This window comes from Streptomyces sp. M41(2017) (genome assembly GCF_002078175.1).
Lineage (GTDB): Bacteria > Actinomycetota > Actinomycetes > Streptomycetales > Streptomycetaceae > Streptomyces.
This window is the reverse complement of the sequence record NZ_MWFK01000002.1, coordinates 629710-645317: the sequence shown is the minus strand read 5'-3', so window position 1 is coordinate 645317 and position 15608 is coordinate 629710. Positions and strand designations below refer to the sequence as shown.

General features: G+C 72.0%; 18 protein-coding genes. 9 read left to right on the top strand and 9 right to left on the bottom strand.

Annotation, left to right across the window (positions count from 1 at the left end):
- Positions 1–26: 26 nt before the first annotated feature.
- On the bottom strand, positions 27–560 hold the full coding sequence (locus B0675_RS28520; protein ID WP_081223940.1) for a GNAT family N-acetyltransferase: 534 nt from the start codon (positions 558–560) through the stop codon (positions 27–29).
- Between the two features lie 126 nt (positions 561–686).
- Here B0675_RS28520 and B0675_RS28515 point away from each other — a divergent pair, with 126 nt between their 5' ends.
- Complete coding sequence (locus tag B0675_RS28515) at positions 687–1094, top strand: YrdB family protein (RefSeq protein WP_081222476.1); 408 nt, start codon at positions 687–689, stop codon at positions 1092–1094.
- Positions 1095–1133: 39 nt separating this feature from the next.
- Here the strand turns inward: B0675_RS28515 and B0675_RS28510 are convergent, their stop codons facing one another.
- On the bottom strand, positions 1134–1619 hold the full coding sequence (locus B0675_RS28510) for a MarR family transcriptional regulator (RefSeq protein ID WP_081222475.1): 486 nt from the start codon (positions 1617–1619) through the stop codon (positions 1134–1136).
- Between the two features lie 70 nt (positions 1620–1689).
- Here B0675_RS28510 and B0675_RS28505 point away from each other — a divergent pair, with 70 nt between their 5' ends.
- The 3 genes from B0675_RS28505 to B0675_RS28495 all read left to right on the top strand — a co-directional run bounded on the left by B0675_RS28505 (position 1690) and on the right by B0675_RS28495 (position 3601).
- Positions 1690–2532, top strand: coding sequence for an alpha/beta hydrolase (locus tag B0675_RS28505; protein WP_081222474.1), 843 nt, complete (start codon positions 1690–1692; stop codon positions 2530–2532).
- A gap of 113 nt (positions 2533–2645) precedes the next feature.
- A complete protein-coding gene (locus B0675_RS28500) occupies positions 2646–2906 on the top strand; it encodes a hypothetical protein (RefSeq protein WP_081222473.1) in 261 nt (86 codons plus the stop codon).
- 182 nt (positions 2907–3088) lie between these two features.
- Positions 3089–3601 (top strand): MarR family transcriptional regulator, encoded by a 513-nt coding sequence (locus tag B0675_RS28495; protein ID WP_081222472.1) that lies wholly within the window; start codon positions 3089–3091, stop codon positions 3599–3601.
- Between the two features lie 54 nt (positions 3602–3655).
- On the opposite strand, the gene B0675_RS28490 is transcribed toward B0675_RS28495, so the two are convergent.
- The 5 genes from B0675_RS28490 to B0675_RS28470 all read right to left on the bottom strand — a co-directional run bounded on the left by B0675_RS28490 (position 3656) and on the right by B0675_RS28470 (position 6857).
- A complete protein-coding gene (locus tag B0675_RS28490) occupies positions 3656–4090 on the bottom strand; it encodes an HGxxPAAW family protein (protein WP_081222471.1) in 435 nt (144 codons plus the stop codon).
- 152 nt (positions 4091–4242) lie between these two features.
- Complete coding sequence (locus B0675_RS28485; protein WP_081222470.1) at positions 4243–4485, bottom strand: hypothetical protein; 243 nt, start codon at positions 4483–4485, stop codon at positions 4243–4245.
- The gene (locus B0675_RS28480) at positions 4482–5096 is read right to left on the bottom strand and encodes a ParA family protein (protein ID WP_241540045.1); all 615 of its coding nucleotides are present in this window, start codon (positions 5094–5096) and stop codon (positions 4482–4484) included. Before B0675_RS28480 ends, B0675_RS28485 begins: the two co-directional genes overlap by 4 nt.
- 235 nt (positions 5097–5331) lie before the next feature.
- Positions 5332–6255, bottom strand: a complete 924-nt coding sequence (locus tag B0675_RS28475) for an RNA polymerase sigma-70 factor (protein ID WP_081222468.1) — start codon at positions 6253–6255, stop codon at positions 5332–5334.
- A 128-nt stretch (positions 6256–6383) separates the two neighbouring features.
- Complete coding sequence (locus tag B0675_RS28470) at positions 6384–6857, bottom strand: carboxymuconolactone decarboxylase family protein (protein WP_081222467.1); 474 nt, start codon at positions 6855–6857, stop codon at positions 6384–6386.
- Between the two features lie 243 nt (positions 6858–7100).
- Between B0675_RS28470 and B0675_RS28465 the strand changes: the two genes are divergently transcribed.
- The 3 genes from B0675_RS28465 (at position 7101) to helR (ending at position 12255) form a co-directional block, all read left to right on the top strand.
- The gene (locus B0675_RS28465; RefSeq protein WP_081222466.1) at positions 7101–7895 is read left to right on the top strand and encodes an SDR family oxidoreductase; all 795 of its coding nucleotides are present in this window, start codon (positions 7101–7103) and stop codon (positions 7893–7895) included.
- A gap of 283 nt (positions 7896–8178) precedes the next feature.
- Positions 8179–9759, top strand: coding sequence for a cation acetate symporter (locus B0675_RS28460; RefSeq protein WP_081222465.1), 1581 nt, complete (start codon positions 8179–8181; stop codon positions 9757–9759).
- Between the two features lie 339 nt (positions 9760–10098).
- Positions 10099–12255, top strand: coding sequence for an RNA polymerase recycling motor ATPase HelR (gene helR / locus B0675_RS28455; protein ID WP_081222464.1), 2157 nt, complete (start codon positions 10099–10101; stop codon positions 12253–12255).
- A 9-nt stretch (positions 12256–12264) separates the two neighbouring features.
- Here the strand turns inward: helR and B0675_RS28450 are convergent, their stop codons facing one another.
- The gene (locus B0675_RS28450; RefSeq protein WP_081223939.1) at positions 12265–12726 is read right to left on the bottom strand and encodes an SRPBCC family protein; all 462 of its coding nucleotides are present in this window, start codon (positions 12724–12726) and stop codon (positions 12265–12267) included.
- A 522-nt stretch (positions 12727–13248) separates the two neighbouring features.
- Between B0675_RS28450 and B0675_RS28445 the strand changes: the two genes are divergently transcribed.
- Positions 13249–14025, top strand: a complete 777-nt coding sequence (locus B0675_RS28445; RefSeq protein WP_081222463.1) for a polysaccharide lyase family 7 protein — start codon at positions 13249–13251, stop codon at positions 14023–14025.
- Positions 14026–14100: 75 nt separating this feature from the next.
- Here the strand turns inward: B0675_RS28445 and B0675_RS28440 are convergent, their stop codons facing one another.
- On the bottom strand, positions 14101–14868 hold the full coding sequence (locus B0675_RS28440; RefSeq protein WP_081222462.1) for an MBL fold metallo-hydrolase: 768 nt from the start codon (positions 14866–14868) through the stop codon (positions 14101–14103).
- A 75-nt stretch (positions 14869–14943) separates the two neighbouring features.
- Here B0675_RS28440 and B0675_RS28435 point away from each other — a divergent pair, with 75 nt between their 5' ends.
- On the top strand, positions 14944–15597 hold the full coding sequence (locus B0675_RS28435; RefSeq protein WP_081222461.1) for a TetR/AcrR family transcriptional regulator: 654 nt from the start codon (positions 14944–14946) through the stop codon (positions 15595–15597).
- Positions 15598–15608: the final 11 nt, after the last annotated feature.

Sequence of the window (15608 nt, the reverse complement as noted above, 5' to 3'; positions counted from 1 at the left end):
CCGGCGGGGGAGCGCCGGGTCCCCCGTCAGGCCTGGAACTCGGTCAGGTCGATGGAGTGGATGCTCAGAGGGAAGTCGTACTCCGGGTGCACCGCCTCCCGCTCCAGCTTCATGCCGAGCTTGCGGACGACGTTCTCCGACGCTTCGTTGCCCACGCGGTTGATGCTGACGACCCGGTCGAGGTTGCGGTCCTGGAGCGCGAACTCCAGCGTGGCGTGGGCGGCTTCGGACGCGTAGCCCTGCCCCCAGAACGGGGTGCCGAGCCGCCAGCAGATCGCCACGTCGGACGCCACCTCCGGCAGGAACTCGGGCACGGACAGTCCGGCGAAGCCGACGAGCTCACCGGAGGCGAGCAGCTCGACCGCGAACAGCCCGAAGCCCTCCTCGTCCCACTCGTCCTCCCACCGCTCGATCGCCTCGGCCGTGTCGTCGAGGCCGAGGACCGTGCCGTCGTCGACCCAGCGCATGACCTGGGGGTCCGCGTTGATCTCCGCCATGGGGGCGAGGTCGTCGTCGTACCAGCGGCGCAGAAGCAGGCGGGGGGTGCGGATCTCGGTCATGGACCCCATCTTGCCCGACGGACGGAGCACCGGAGCGCCGGGGCGTCCCGACCTGGTTCGGTGAACGCGCACGTCACGCACCGTCTCCTGCCATGCTGGCACCGACGAGCACGCCGAGAGGACGTCATGCCGAAGGACCCCGAGCCCGCCGTCCTGCCCGGACCGTGGTGGTTCGCCGCCAACGAAGTCCTGGCGTTCCTGCTGGAACTGGCCGCCCTGGCCCTCCTGAGCCGGTGGGGATTCAGCACCGGAGAGAACGTGGTGCTCCGCGTCGCCCTCGGCGTGGGCGTCCCGCTGGCGGCCATCGCCCTATGGGGCCTGTTCGCCGCTCCGAAGGCCAGGCTGAGACCGGCGCTGCCCTTCGTGCTGCTGGTGAAGGCGCTGGTGCTGGGCGGCAGCACGGTGGCCCTCCACGCGCTGGGACACCATGGCGCCGCGATCGTCCTGGCGGTCGTCGTGGTGGCGAACACAGCGGTCGCGGAGACCTTCCGCCGCGACCCGTCCGTCCGCACCGGCCCCCCGGCGTCGGTCTGAGACACCCCCGACGGAATAGGGGGCCAGGGCGGGCACCCCCTACTCCTCGCCGCTGGTCCCGCCCGTCCGCTGAATCCGTCGACCCGCCGCGGCGACATCGCGCATCGACAGCAGGAAGCGTCGGACGACAGCGAGGTCCCGGTCGTTGAAGGAGCGCATCGAGGCGACCATCTCCGCGATCAGCGGGCCGAAGAACGACCAGCCCAGGGTCACGGCTCCGTCGGTGACCGTCAGCAGGACCCGGCGGCGGTCGGTCGTGTCGCGCTCCCGGCGGACCAGGTCCAGCCGCTCCAGCCGGTCGACCAGCGCGGTGGTCGACGCCGAGTTCACCCCGAGCTGCGCACCGAGCCATCCCGGGGTCGCGGGTGTGTCCGCGCGCGCCGCGTCCAGCAGGTGGATCAGCGCCCGTACGTCGGTCGGGTGCAGTCGGTGCAGGCCGGCGAACTCGCCCGCGAACAGGTCGAGTTCCACCGCGACGGCGCGCAGCAGATGAACGAGTTGGAGTTCCGGGTCCCGTTCGGCCATGACATCCCTCCCGATGATAATATCGCGACCATCGAGATTATCGTTGGTCGAGCAATCATAGGCGGCGATCATGGATGGCGAGAACGGATTCCTCACCGCGTACGACACCGTCCTGCGGCGGTGGCCCGTACCCGTCGACAGCGTCGACGTGCCGTCCCCGTACGGGACGACCCGGGTCCAGATCGCCGGTCCCGAGGGTGGCCCCCCGCTGGTGCTGCTGCCCGGCGGTGGCACCACCTCCGTGGTGTGGTTCGCCACCGTCGGCGCCCTCGCCGCCACGCATCGCGTCCACGCGCCCGACCTCATGGGCGACATCGGCCGCAGCCGGCACGACGGGGCGCCGCTGCGCGGCGTCGGTGACCTGACGGCATGGCTCGACGCGCTCTTCGACGAACTCGCCCTGGACGGAGCGGACTTGTGCGGCCACTCCTACGGCGCCTGGATCGCCCTCCACTACGCGGCGCACGCCCCGCGGAGGCTCCGCCGGCTCGCGCTGCTCGACCCCACCCAGTGCTTCGCCGGGATGAACCCCGCATACCTGCTCCGCGCACTGCCGATGCTGCTGCGCCCCACAGCCGAGCGCGTCCAGGCCTTCCACGCGTGGGAGACGGGCGGTGTCCCCGGGGAACCGGCCTGGCGGACGTTCCTCGGCAGCACCGCCACCGCGCACCGGTCGAAGATCGTCGCGATGCGCCGCCCCCGTGCACGGGACGTACGGGCGTGCACCGTGCCCACGCTGGTTGTGGCCGCCGGGCGCAGCCGTGCGCACAACGCGCGCCGGGTGGCCGCGGAGGCCGGCGCGCTCCTGCCCGACGCACGCGTCGTCGTCCTCCCGGAAGCGTCCCACCACTCCCTCCCGACGGAACGGCCGGCCGAACTGAACCGTGTGCTGACCGAGTTCCTGGCAGGGTGACCGCGCACGATCCGTTCCGGTCGGTCCGCCCGCCGCGAGAGGTGGGCCGGGTGGTCGCCGACCGGCGCGAGGGCCCGTAGTTTCGGACCCCCGGGCCGGGGCAACCGGCGGTCATGGAGACGAATGAGGGTACGCAGGAAGCGGTCGAGACCCAGGGGGACGAGCACAACGTCCTCCTCAGCGCCGACACCAACGGCGACGGCAAGACCGACGTCTGGATGACCGACACCACGGGCGACGGCAAGGCCGACCTCTACCAGTTCGACACCGACGGCGACGGCGAGATCGACGTCACGATGGTCGAGCGGGCCGACGAGCCGGGCGTGGACCGTGTGGTGGTCGAGGGCGACGGCGGCCACCCCCTGGAGACCTGAACGCCGTCCCGGCCGTCGGCATCCTGAGCCGGCCGGCGGCATCGTGCCCCCGGGCGGGCCGGCCGGCCCGCTCCGCCGTGTGCCGAGCCCACGCCACGGTCCGGGGTCCGGACGGATGAACGCTAGGGTTTGTCCTGTCCGATTCGGCTTGGCGTGGTGATGTCGTGGGTCATAGGTGATGCATGGAGGGCAAGGCGCGTCCCGAGGCGACCGCTGACCAGGCGTTGTTCGAGATGGACCGCCTGATCGCGCTCGCGCAGTTCGGCCAGCAGGACATCGCCGGACGGCTCGGGCTCAACGTGACCGACCTGACCTGCCTCGGATTCGTGATCGAGTCGTCCATGGCCGGCCGGTCCCTCGGTGCCAGCGACCTGGCCGCGCGGGCCCGGCTGAGCACCGGCGCGGTGACGGGTGTGCTCAACCGGCTGGAGAAGGCCCGTTTCATCCGCAGGGAAAGCGACCTGAAGGACCGTCGGCGCGTCTGGGTCGTGATGGACGAATCGGCGCAGGCCCGCATTCTCGAGGTGTACGGCCCGTTCTACGAGCGACTGCGTCTGCTCTTCGCCGACTACTCGGCCGACGAGGTGGCCGTTCTGGCCGACTGGTTCGGGAAGGCCCGGACCGTGATGCAGGAGAGCCTCGACGACATCAGAGACGCTTCCCGGGGCGAGGGTTCGTCGGCCGCTCGGACCTGAGGGCGTCACGGTCGGGTGAGGACGCGGGGCGGCTCCGCCCTTGGCAGGTCGGTTTCAGCGCCCACCGTCGCCCCGTACCGCCGCCGGGGCCGGCGCGGGAGCCATGGATCGGGCCGGTTCGCCCTGCCCCGCGGCCCGCGCGGCGGGCAACGGCACGCTCCCCTTCGCAGCCGCGCGGCGCGGTCCTGAACGGCCGGCCAGACGGCATCCGAGGCAGCCGGGGTGTCCCTCCGCCGCCGCCCGGTCCTTCGTGCGCCAGTTCTGTTCACCGACGGGGCGGGGGCCGCTCGGCTTGCCCCACCCGCCCAGGTGCAGCACCCAGGTGACCAGCGCGGCCGCGACGATCACCGCGGCCCCGACGGTGATGCCGGCCGACGACCCCCGCGTCAGGGCCGCGCCCGTGACGCAGACGCCGAGGACGGCGACGGCCGTTCCCGTCCATCCGGCGACGGTGTGTCCCAGGTCGTGGTTTCCGTGCAGACCGCTCATGAGGCTCCTCGAAGAGGCGAGGCGCGAGACAATTTATCTCGCGAGCTAAATTATATTTCCCCATCGTAGAGGCGGTCCGTGGAGACGGCAAACGGGCCGCGTTCCGTACGCGGCCCGTTCTGCGTCTGCCGGGGGAGGGAGGGGGCGGCCGGTCAGGCGGTACCGGTGAGCGGGCGCAGCACCGCCGCGCCGACGCGCATCAGGGCGGACACCGGAGGCCCCACCCATCGCGTCACCTCGCGCGGAACGGCGGGGTCGAGTTCGATCGTCACGCGCACGTAGCGCAGATCCAGGCGCGTGACCGACGAGTGGGGCGGTGCGGCGGCCCGGCGCGGTGCGGCGGTGTCCGTGTCCCGCTGCAAGGCGGCCCGGTAGGTGTCCCTGCGCTGGTTCACTGCGATTCCTGACGCTTGATGAGTTCGTCCGCGAGGTCCATGTACGCCGAGCCCTTGACCTCCACAGGGCTGCCGAACGACTGGGCGTACAGGTCGAGCCGTGGAATGTGGGTGGACAGCACGTCGAAGCCCCGCTCGGTGAGCGCCTCACGGGCATCGGCGTCGGGCCCGGTCCGCGTGGCGTCGGGGCGGTTCGTACGGTTCAGGAGCACGGCGGAGCGGGCCGGCCGGGCGCGCAGCGACTGGACGTCGCCCATCTCGCCGCCGATCGGCGCCATCCGGTCCAGCTCGATGGGGGAGGGGGTGACCGGCACGATCCACTCGCTCGCGTACCGCATGATGCTCCGGGCGATGGGGGCGTGATCCTCCATCTGCGGGGCGTCGAAGACCACGGCACGCCGGTCGCCGAGGAAGTCGTTCACCCGTCGGTGCACGTCGCCCACGGGCAGGGAGAAGACCGGGAACGGGAAGCCGCCCGCCAGTTCGCTCCACCGCAGCGCCGAGGACGCGGGATCGCTGTCCACCAGCAGGGGGGAGTGGCCCGACTCGTGCAGTGCGTGAGCCAACCACACCGCGCTCGTCGTCTTGCCCACTCCGGGTTTCAGGTTCACAAAGGCATAGCTCATCGACACAAGAGGCGACGCTAGTGAGTACGGAGGGTCGCCACTGTCGAGGCGGGGCGCATCGCCCCGTCGTTCACCCTGCGGCGCCCGCGAATCATTCCGATGGATCAACGTCCCGGCCCAGACGGTGGGCCGACGCCCTGTGACGCGTCCGGGACGCACCGCCCGCCCCAGCCGTCGGCGGTTCACGCGCGCCGCCGGACGACCCCGGCCCGCCCCGGCCTCAACTCGTCCGCCGACGCGCGTCCTTCACCTCGCGGTCGACCGCCCAGGCGTCCGCGACCGGCCCGAGGTGGCCGAGCTTGTCGGGATTGATCACCGAGCGAATGGTCAGGATCCGGCCGTCGACCACGTCGAGGGCCATGGTGTGCAGGACATCGCCGTCCCGCGTCCGGAACACCGCGCCCGGCTGGCCGTTGACCTCGTGCACCTCGAACGTCACGTCGATCAGGGCCATGTGCGGGTAGACGGAGGCCAGCAGCCGGGCCACGTTCTCGGCCCCGACGACCGCCCGGGACAACTGCGGCACCTTGCCGCCGCCGTCCCCGACCAGCTGGACGTCCGCCGCCAGCATGTTCCGCAGCGAGCCCACGTCGCCGTCCTTCAACGCGTCGAAGAACCGCGTCGCCAGCTCCTGCCGCTGTTCACGGTCCGCCGCGAACCGGGGCCGCCCGTCCGCCATGTGCCGCCGCGCCCGTACGAGCAACTGCCGGCAGGCCGCCTCCGAACGCCCCACCGCCCGCGCGATCTCGTCGAACTCGAAGGCGAACACGTCCCGCAGCACGAAGACGGAGCGTTCCAGGGGGCTGAGCCGTTCCAGCAGGAGCAGCGCCGCCACCGACACCGAGTCCGCCAGTTCCACCGAACGCGCCGGGTCCTCGTACGGATCGCTCAGCAGCGGCTCGGGGAACCACGGACCCACGTAGGCCTCCCGCCGCATCCGGGCCGAGCGCAGGACGTCGATCGCGATCCGCGTCACCGTCGCGGACAGGAACGCCTTGGCCGACGTGGGGCGGGTGGCGGAACCGTCGTAGCGGAGCCACGACTCCTGGACGGCGTCCTCGGCCTCGCTCACGCTGCCGAGGATCCGGTAGGCGATCGAGAACAGCAGCGGCCGCAGCTCCTCGAACTCCTCGACCTTGCTCACGTCGACTCCCTCATGGCTGAACCTCCTGCCGCCGGGCCGTACCGGCGGGAGCGGGCGACTTCCGGTGATCGTCCGGACCCGTCGGCAGGTCAGCGTAGCGACGGGCCCGGGCCGGGGCTGCCGGTTCGTCAGTGGAACTGTCCGGGCTTGTAGGCCCCGGCGGGCTGCCGCGTGATGACGTTCAGCCGGTTCACCGAGTTCATGAACGCCACCAGGATCACCAGGGCGGTGAGCTGGTCCTCGTCGTAGTGCTTCGCGGCGGTCGACCACACCTCGTCACTGACACCCGTGGCCGCGTCCGCGACCCGGGTCCCCTGCTCCGCCAGGTCCAGGGCGGCCCGCTCGGCCTCGGTGAAGACCGTGGCCTCCCGCCACGCCGCGACCAGGTTCAGCCGCACCGCGTCCTCGCCCGCGGCGGCGGCATCCTTGGTGTGCATGTCGATGCAGACGGCGCAGCCGTTGATCTGGCTCACGCGCAGGGCCACCAGCTCCTGTGTCGCGGGCGGCAGCGGGGAGTTCTTCAGCGACCTTCCCGCCGACATGAAGTACTTGAGGGACGTGCCGGCGGTCGGGTTGGCGAAGTAGTTCAGTCGCGCTTCCATGGTGGCCTTCTCCCTGGTCGTCAGTGCCTGTACCCACGAGACGAGGCAGCCCGGCCCCCTGTGACATCGCTGGATGTGACCCGCGTCTCCCCGTCGTGCCGTCGGCGTGGCACCGGCGGCGTGAGCCGCACGCCGTGCGGGTACCCGTCCCGTCCGTGATGATCGAACAGGGCCCGCGGCCACGGTCCCGACGCGTCACGAGCAGGATCCCGACCGGCAGGCAGTCGACGAAGTGGTGATCTGATGGAGCTGAATCTCGAAGGACGGACCGCGCTCGTCACCGGCTCGACGCAGGGGATCGGTGCGGCCATCGCCCTGGGACTCGCGCGGGCCGGTGCCCGCGTCGGGATCAACGGGCGCGACCCCGGCCGGGTGGAGGAAGCGGTCGCGCAGGCACGGAAGGAAGCACCTCGGGCCGACCTCGTCGCCGTGGCCGCCGACCTCGGCACGGAGGAGGGAGCCGCCCGGGCCCAGGAGGTCCTGCCCGAGGTGGACATCCTGGTCAACAACCTCGGCATCTTCGGCGCCAAGCCGGCTCTGGAGATCAGCGACGCGGAATGGCGGCGCTACTTCGAGATCAACGTCCTCGCCGCCGTGCGCCTCACCCGCATGTACCTGCCGGGCATGATGGACCGGGGCTTCGGCCGGGTGCAGTACATCGCCAGCGACTCGGCGGTCGTCATTCCGGCCGAGATGATCCACTACGGCATGTCCAAGACGGCTCTGCTGGCGGTGAGCAGGGGATTCGCCAAGGAGGCGGCGGGCACGGGCGTCACCGTCAACTCCGTCATCGCGGGACCGACCCATACGGGCGGCGTCGAGGACTTCGTCTACCAACTGGTGGACCGGGACCTGCCCTGGGACGAGGCGCAGCGCACGTTCATGCGCGAGCACCGCCCCCAGTCCCTGCTGCAACGGCTGATCGAACCCGAGGAGATCGCGAACCTCGTGGTCTACCTCAGCTCGGAGCAGGCGTCCGCCACCACGGGGGGCGCGGTCCGGGTCGACGGCGGCTACGTCGACTCGATCCTTCCCTAGGACCCGGTAGAACCCGGTAGGACCCCCAGGGCAGCTGGGAACCCCAGGGGTTCTGGGACTTCTGCGGGCGTCACGCGATCGGGGACGCGTGACGCTGTGCCGTCGCACAGCGCCGCGCCGCTTCCGCTGTGCGACGGCATTGCGAACACTCCGCCCCCTGTACGCGACGGCGGACGGCTGATGCCATGCCCGGCATGTCTCCCGCATCCCGATCATCACTTCCGACGCCTTCGGCGGACGCGTGTCCTGTGCAGGACGTCCTCTCGGGACGGGAGCGCAGACCGTGAGCGGGGGCGACGGGCAGTCGCTGGCCGTCGTGGTCTTCCTGGGCTTCGTCGCCGTCTCCCTCCTGCTGTGCGGGCTCGCGGCGGCCGACCTGGACGACCCCGAGCACTTCTACGCGGGCGGCAGCGCGGCCTTCGGACCGGTCGGCGGCGGCCTCGCCATCGCCGGTGACTACATCTCGGCCGCCACCCTGCTCAGCACCACCGGCGCGGTCGCCCTCGACGGCGCCGACGGCATGCTCTTCGCCGGCGCCACCGTCGTGTCGCTCTGTCTGGTCCTGCGCATTCTGGGCGAACCCCTGCGCCGGAGCGGGGTGTTCACACTCGGGGACTTCCTCGCCGACCGGCTCGGTGATCCCTCGGCACGGCGCGCCCTCGGCGTGGCGACCCTCGTCGTCCTCACCCCGCTGCTCCTGGTGCAGCTCGGCACCGCCGGGCACATCATGGCGGCCATGTTCGGCCTCCCCGACGGAGCGCTCACCGGATGCACGGTGGCCGGCGGCGCCCTCATGGTCTGTTACGCCGCGTTCGGCGGGATGCGCGGGACCGGCTACGTACAGATCCTCAAGGTCGGCGTGACCCTGACCGCCGTCGTGCTGGTGGCCGGAATCGTCCTCGCCCGGTTCGGCTGGTCACCGACGGCCCTGTTCGACGCCGCGAGGAAGCACTCCGGAGCGGGCGCCGCCTACGCGCGGCCCGGGCGCCACTTCGGGCCGTCCCTCGCCGGGCGCCTCGACCTGATCAGCTTCCAGGCGACCCTGCTGGTCGGCGCCGCCTGTCTGCCGCACATCACCATGCGCCTCCACCCGCTGCGCGACGCCCGCACCGCCCGGCGGGCCTTCGGCTGGGCCGTGGGCCCCGTCGCGGTGGTCTGCGCCGGAGTCGTCGTCGCCGGACTGGGGGCCTGCGCCCTGATCGGCGGGGACGCGCTGCGGGCGGCCGACCCGGGAGGCTCGACGGCCCTGCTCACGGTGACGGGGGCGCTCGACCCGGCCGACGGCGTCGTCCGGCACAGCATGCTCTTCGCGATCGTCGCCTGCGCCGTCTTCGCGACCACGCTCGCGGCCGTCGCGGGCATCACCCTGGCCGCCGCCTCCAGCCTCGCCCGTGACTTCCGGAACCGGCCGGCGCACGGGGCCGGGGCCGGTTCGCAGGCCAGGGAGATCCGGCGGGCGCGGGTGGCCATCGTCCTGGTGGGCGCGGCGGCGGTGGTGCTCTCCGCCGTCCTCGCCGACCGGGGCAGGCTCACGCTCATCTCGCTGTCGTTCACCGTCGCGGCCTCGGTGCTGGCGCCGGTCCTCCTGTACGCGCTGTTCCTGCCGGGCCACACGGCCACCGGGGTGCGCTGGACGGTCTACGGCACGCTGCCGTTGATCGTGCTGCTGCTGACGGGTTCGCCCGCCGTCTCGGGCATACCGACCGCGGTCTTCCCCGACCACGACCTGCATTGGTTCCCGCTCCAGACACCGGGGCTCATCACCATCCCGGCCGGTTTCCTGCTCGGTCTCGTCGGTCGTGACCGCTCCAGCGCGGCGCCCCAACAGCCTTGGCGCGAGCGTCAGTTCGTCCATCGGGGATGAGCGAGGTCCGGGTCGCACACCTGAGGTGGACGGACGACGAGGGGGAGGGGTGAAGAGGGACACCACACCTCTTGCCACTTTCAACTTATAGCGCACAGGGGGGCTTGCGGCAAGGCCCCCTCGGTGCCGCAGAATCTCCCGGCAAGCCCAGGGACCTGCGGAAACGGGAGACTCGCTCGGTGCGTTCGCGTGTGGTGGTGGAGGGGTGGCGCGACGGCGCCGCAGTCGGGACGGGAGGCGCACCGTGGGCACGGCCGCGCGGCGCGGGCGCGAGCCCGGTGTCGCCGCGCGTGCGGCCGTACGGAGCGGGCGCGGTCGCCCAGGAACGGAGCTGACGTGATGACACCGATGACCACCAGCGCGTTCGCCCTGCCCGGGCACCTCGCCCCCAAGGCCGAACCGGCGCTGATCGCCGCCGACGAGCGGCACTTCGCGGCCGTCGCCGACACCCTCGAACAGACCGTCCAGGAACTCTCCGACCGTCTCGGCGCCCTGCGCAGGGAACCCGGCGGCATCGGCCGGGAGGCGATGGAACGCGATGCCGAGATCCACCGGCTGACCGGCCGGCTCCGTGCCCTGCGTCGCTTCGGCATCGACCTGTGCCTCGGCCACACCGTCGGCGCCGACGGCACCGAACCCCTGTACATCGGACGCCTCGGCCTCACCGACAGCACGGGTCGCCGCCTGCTCACCGACTGGCGCTCACCGGCCGCGGAGCCGTTCTTCGCGGCCACCCACGCCAACCCGATGGGGCTGACGAGCCGTCGCCGGTACCGCTGGACGCACGGCCGGATCAGCGACTACTGGGACGAGGTGTTCGCCGCCGACGGCCTGGACCGGCACGCGGCGCTCGACGACCAGTCCGCCTTCATCGCGAGCCTCGGCGCCAACCGGTCGGACCGGATGCGGGACGTGCTCGCGACCATCCAGGCGGACCAGGACGCCGTCATCCGCGCCGGATCACGCGGCGCGCTCGTCGTCGACGGCGGCCCCGGCACGGGAAAGACCGTCGTCGCGCTGCACCGGTCGGCCTACCTCCTCTACGCGGACCCGCGGCTCGGCCGGCATCGTCGTGGCGGTGTCCTGTTCGTCGGCCCGCACCAGCCCTACCTGGCCTACGTCGCCGACGTCCTCCCGAGCCTCGGCGAGGAGGGCGTGCAGATCTGCACCCTGCGCGACCTGGTGCCCGAGGGCGCCTCCGCAACGGCCGAGACCGACCCCGACGTCGCCCTCCTGAAGTCCTCCTCCGACATGGTGAAGGCGATCGAGCGGGCCGCCCGGTTCTACGAGACACCACCCACCCGGGGCATGACGGTCTCCACTCCCTGGGCCGACGTCAGGCTGAGCGCCGACGACTGGGCCGAGGCGTTCGAAGCACCCGGTCCCGGGGTTCCGCACAACGAGGCGCGGGACCAGATCTGGGATGAACTGCTCGCGATCCTGCTGGACAAGCACGACGACGACATCGCGCCCGACCTGTTCGGCAGGGCCCTGCGCCACGACGAGGAACTGGTGGGAACCCTCCACCGGGCCTGGCCGATCATCGAACCCGCCGACCTCGTCGGGGACCTCTGGTCCGTGCCCGCCTACCTGCGGATGTGCGCGCCCCGGCTCGGCCCCGACGACGTACGCAAGCTGCAGCGCGCGGACGCGCACGCCTGGACGACCTCCGACCTGCCGCTCCTGGACGCCGCACGTCAACGGCTCGGCGACCCCGAGGCGTCGGCCCGCAGACAGCGGCACGCGGCCTCCGTCGCCGCCGAGCGCGCGCGCCGGGCCGACGTCGTCGACAGCCTGCTCCAGAACGTCGTGATCGACGAGAGCGAGGGGGCGATGGGAATGCTGCGCGGACGGGACCTCCAGGAGTCCCTCATCGACGAGGCGGCGTTGCCCGGCACCGACCCGTCCCCGCTCGCCGGCCCGTTCGCGCACGTCGTCGTGGACGAGGCCCAGGAACTCACCGACGCCGAATGGCAGATGCTGCTGCTCCGCTGTCCCTCGCGGAGCTTCACCGTCGTCGGCGACCGGGCGCAGGCCAGGCACGGCTTCACCGAGTCGTGGCGGGAACGCCTCGAACGGATCGGGCTCGACCGGGTCGAGGTGGCGTCCCTGAACATCAACTACCGCACGCCGGAGGAGGTGATGGCGGAGGCCGAGCCGGTCGTCCGCGCGGTGCTCCCGGACGCCAACGTGCCGACCTCCGTACGCCGCAGCGGCATCCCCGTCGTCCACGGATCCGTCGGTGAGAGGGACGCGATCCTCGACGCGTGGCTGGCCGCGCACGACGAGGGCGTCGCCTGCGTCATCGGCGACCCCGGGTTCCGGCCGACGGCCCGCGTCCGCTCGCTCACTCCCGAGCTGTCGAAGGGCCTTGAGTTCGACCTGGTCGTCCTCGTCGACCCGGACGCGTTCGGCGAGGGCGTCGAGGGGGCCGTCGACCGCTACGTCGCGATGACCCGGGCCACCCGGCAACTGGCGGTGCTCACGCGTCCGTGACCCGGTCGCTCAGTACCCGGACTCGACCAGCCGCGCCAGGTTGTCCAGCGCCATACGCGTTCCGGTCTCGTTGTCCGCGGCCGGAACCGCGTCGGGCACTCCTTCGTGCACGATGACGACCTCGGTGCCGCCGTCGACCTCGCTGAGCTGTGTGGTGACGACCATCTCGCCGCGCAGCGCGGGATCCGCCGTCTCGAACTCGAGCACCTCCACCACCCGTTCGTCGGGCACGAGTTGAGCGAAGCGGCCGTGATACGTGTCGGTGCGCCCCGCCGATTTGCCGGTGGCGTCCGGCGCTTCGTAGGTGAGTGACACCCGGAACGCGCCGCCCTCACGGGCGTCGAAGGTGTGCACCTCGGTGCGCATGTCGTGCGGCACCCGCCACCGCGCGACCGCGTCCCCGTCCAGCAGGGCCCGGTAGACAGCAGCTCGGGGGGCGTTCACGCGCCCCGTCATTCGCGTCGTGTACACGCGATCCAGGCTACCGAGATCCAGCTGCGGACGGGACACCGAGGAGGCGCGGCGCGCGGCGCTGCCGTGTGCCCTGCGCCGCGCGTGCATGTCCGGCGCTTCTCCCGGGCCGTGGCCCGCCCCGCACAACACCCCTTCGTCCGCGGGCCGTTGCATGTCCGGCGCGAAGGCGGTGCCGGTGGTTTCTCCGCGGGGGCCACACCGACGCGACCTCTTGACGGCTGTGGTTCAGACCTTTACCGTCGCGACACGCGTAGTTCACAGGTGAACTTGAAGTTCACCTACCTGAACAATGCCTCCCCCCACCGTCTGCTCGGCACGACCAGACGAAAGGCCGTGATCGTCATCTTGAAGAGGCAGCCACGTACTCGAACGTCCGCCGCGCGTCGCGGACTTGCCGTGGCGGTGCCGCTGTGGGATGTCGGGCGCTCCCTTTCGGCGGACCCGGTCAGGACGGGCCGCCCCGGTGGGCCGATCCACCGCACCGCCCTCAGTTCCCGACGATCGACGAAGGACGTCAACATGTCTCGTTCCAGGATCCTCGCGGCGATGACCGTCGCCGGTGTCGTCACCGCGGTGACCGTGCTCGGCACGGCCGACGCGGGCGCGGCCGACCCCAAGGTCGCGCCCGGCGGCAACTTCGACCTGTCCGTCTGGCAGTTGCAGGAGCCGGTGGGATCGCCGGGCTCACCGACGACGATCTCGTCGTCCCGGCTGCAGGGAGCGAACGGCTTCCAGGACTCGCACTTCTACACCGACACCCGCGACGGAGCGATGACGTTCTGGGCGCCGGAGAAGGGCGTCACCACACCCAACTCCAACTACGCGCGCTCCGAGCTGCGGGAGATGAACCGCAGCGGCGGTGCGGCGGACTGGTCGCTCGGCGGCAGTCACCGGCTGAGCGCGACCCTGCGGGTGGTGTCGGTGACGTCCAACGTGTGCGTCGGCCAGATCCACCTCGGCTCGGGCGGCTCGTCCACGAAGCCGCTGGTAGAGCTCTACTACCGCTCCAGCGGCGACATCGTCGTCGGCACCGAGAACTCCCCCTCGGGCGGCCAGACGACCCACACGGTGGGGCACGTGTCCGTCGGCAAGACGTGGACCTACACCATCGCCGTGTCCGGGGGGAACACCATCGACCTGACCGTCAACGGCAGCACGACGCACTACCCGATACCGTCGTCGTTCTTCCCGTACAAGCAGTACTTCAAGGCGGGCTCCTACAACCAGTCGTCCTCCGACAGCACGACGAAGGGCGCGCGCGTGGGCTTCTACGGTCTGACCGTCTCCCACGGCTGACGCCCGATCCCTTACCCGCGCGAGGGGCCCTGCGACGACTTCCACGCCGTCGCGGGGCCTCGTCCGGGTCGGCGTTCAGCGGATGCCGGCCTGTCGCGCCCGCGCGGTGACCGTGCGGAGGTCGCCGGAGAAGGGGTCGCCGTGCCCGGGCAGCATGACCGTCGCCCCCAGCTCGTCGATACGGTCGAGGGCTGCGAGCGCGGCGCGGCTGTCGTGGGTGAAGCCGCGGCAGACCAGGGTGGGTCCGATGTGGCCGGTCAGCCCGTCGTGGGTGACCAGGGCGTCGCCCGTGAAGAGCAGGCCGCGCTCCGGGAAGAAGTACCCGGCGCTGCCCGGAGTGTGCCCCGGCAGGGCGACCGCGAGAGGAGCGCCGGGCACCTCCTCCAGGCGCCGGTCGGCGTCGAAGGCGCGCGGGTCGGGGACGGCGGGAGCGGTGAAGGCGCCCGTGCGGGCCAGATGCACGGGGGTCGCGAGTGCGCCGGGCCTGCGCAGCAGGTACGGGAGGGCCGATCGCTCGGGCCTGGCGTGGCGCAGCGCGCTGCGCGGCCCGTCGCGCAGGACGGCCGCGTCCTTCTCGTGCACCCAGACGTCGGCGCCGCCCTGCTGGACGGTCCGGGCGAGACCCGTGTGGTCCGGGTGCCCGTGCGTCAGGAGGACGGCTCGGATCTCGGCGGGGGAGTGGCCCGTGAGCGCCAGATGGTCACGCAGCTGTCCCAGGTGTGCGGGGAGCCCCGCGTCGACGAGGACGAGGCCGCCGGGCTCCTCGACCACGTAGAAGTTGACGACGTGGTCGCCGAGCCGGTGGACGCCCGGTGCGACCTGCCGGGCGGTGGGACGGGGCATGCGGTCCTCCGGTGGCGTGCGGCCCAACTATTTCGATACAGTCGACTGTAACGGAATCAGGAGGGATGCGCACCGATGACCAGTGACCCACCGCGCCGGGCCTACGACGCCGGGCGCCGCCGCGACGCGGCGCGCCAGAAGCAGGCCGACGTGCTCTCGGCCTGCCGGGAGCTGTTGTTCCGTGACGGCTATCAGGCGACGACGGTTCGTGCCGTCGCGGACCGCGCGGGCGTCTCCGTGGAGACCGTGTACAAGGCGTTCGGCGGCAAGCCCGGCCTGGTCAAGGCGCTCTGGGACATCACTCTGGCCGGCGACGACGATCCTCGGGCCATGGCCGAGCGCCCCCAGCTGCAGGAGGTCTGGGCGACGAGCGACCCGCACGTCAAGCTCCGGCTCTACGCGGCGTTCGTCCGCGGGGTCCATGAACGGCTCGCCGCGTTGTCCGTGCTGCTCGCGCAGGCGGGACCCGCGGTCGGTGAGGTCCTGGAGGCTGCCGAGCGCGAACGTCTGACCGGTGTCACCGCTTTCGTCACCCACCTCGCGGAGGCCGGTGTCGTGCGCTCGGGCGCCGACCGTGCCCGCCTCGCGGACTCCGTCTGGACCCTGACAGGACCGGGACCCTTCACGCGGCTCACCGCGGAGCGCGGCTGGCCCGCCGGCGCCTACGAGGGCTGGCTCACGGCCCTGCTCGCGGCCACGCTCCTGGAGCCGTCACCGCGACCTGGCTAGACAGGGGTGCC

Bases quoted from the DNA above. Each gene is read 5' to 3' on its own strand.
- B0675_RS28515 (WP_081222476.1), top strand. From the start codon at position 687: ATGCCGAAGGACCCCGAGCCCGCCGTCCTGCCCGGACCGTGGTGGTTC.
- B0675_RS28440 (WP_081222462.1), bottom strand. From the start codon at position 14,868: ATGCCCCGTCCCACCGCCCGGCAGGTCGCACCGGGCGTCCACCGGCTC.
- helR (WP_081222464.1), top strand. From the start codon at position 10,099: ATGACACCGATGACCACCAGCGCGTTCGCCCTGCCCGGGCACCTCGCC.
- B0675_RS28465 (WP_081222466.1), top strand. From the start codon at position 7,101: ATGGAGCTGAATCTCGAAGGACGGACCGCGCTCGTCACCGGCTCGACG.
- B0675_RS28470 (WP_081222467.1), bottom strand. From the start codon at position 6,857: ATGGAAGCGCGACTGAACTACTTCGCCAACCCGACCGCCGGCACGTCC.
- B0675_RS28510 (WP_081222475.1), bottom strand. From the start codon at position 1,619: ATGGCCGAACGGGACCCGGAACTCCAACTCGTTCATCTGCTGCGCGCC.
- B0675_RS28500 (WP_081222473.1), top strand. From the start codon at position 2,646: ATGGAGACGAATGAGGGTACGCAGGAAGCGGTCGAGACCCAGGGGGAC.
- B0675_RS28505 (WP_081222474.1), top strand. From the start codon at position 1,690: ATGGATGGCGAGAACGGATTCCTCACCGCGTACGACACCGTCCTGCGG.
- B0675_RS28490 (WP_081222471.1), bottom strand. From the start codon at position 4,090: ATGAGCGGTCTGCACGGAAACCACGACCTGGGACACACCGTCGCCGGA.
- B0675_RS28445 (WP_081222463.1), top strand. From the start codon at position 13,249: ATGTCTCGTTCCAGGATCCTCGCGGCGATGACCGTCGCCGGTGTCGTC.
- B0675_RS28520 (WP_081223940.1), bottom strand. From the start codon at position 560: ATGACCGAGATCCGCACCCCCCGCCTGCTTCTGCGCCGCTGGTACGAC.
- B0675_RS28435 (WP_081222461.1), top strand. From the start codon at position 14,944: ATGACCAGTGACCCACCGCGCCGGGCCTACGACGCCGGGCGCCGCCGC.
- B0675_RS28495 (WP_081222472.1), top strand. From the start codon at position 3,089: ATGGAGGGCAAGGCGCGTCCCGAGGCGACCGCTGACCAGGCGTTGTTC.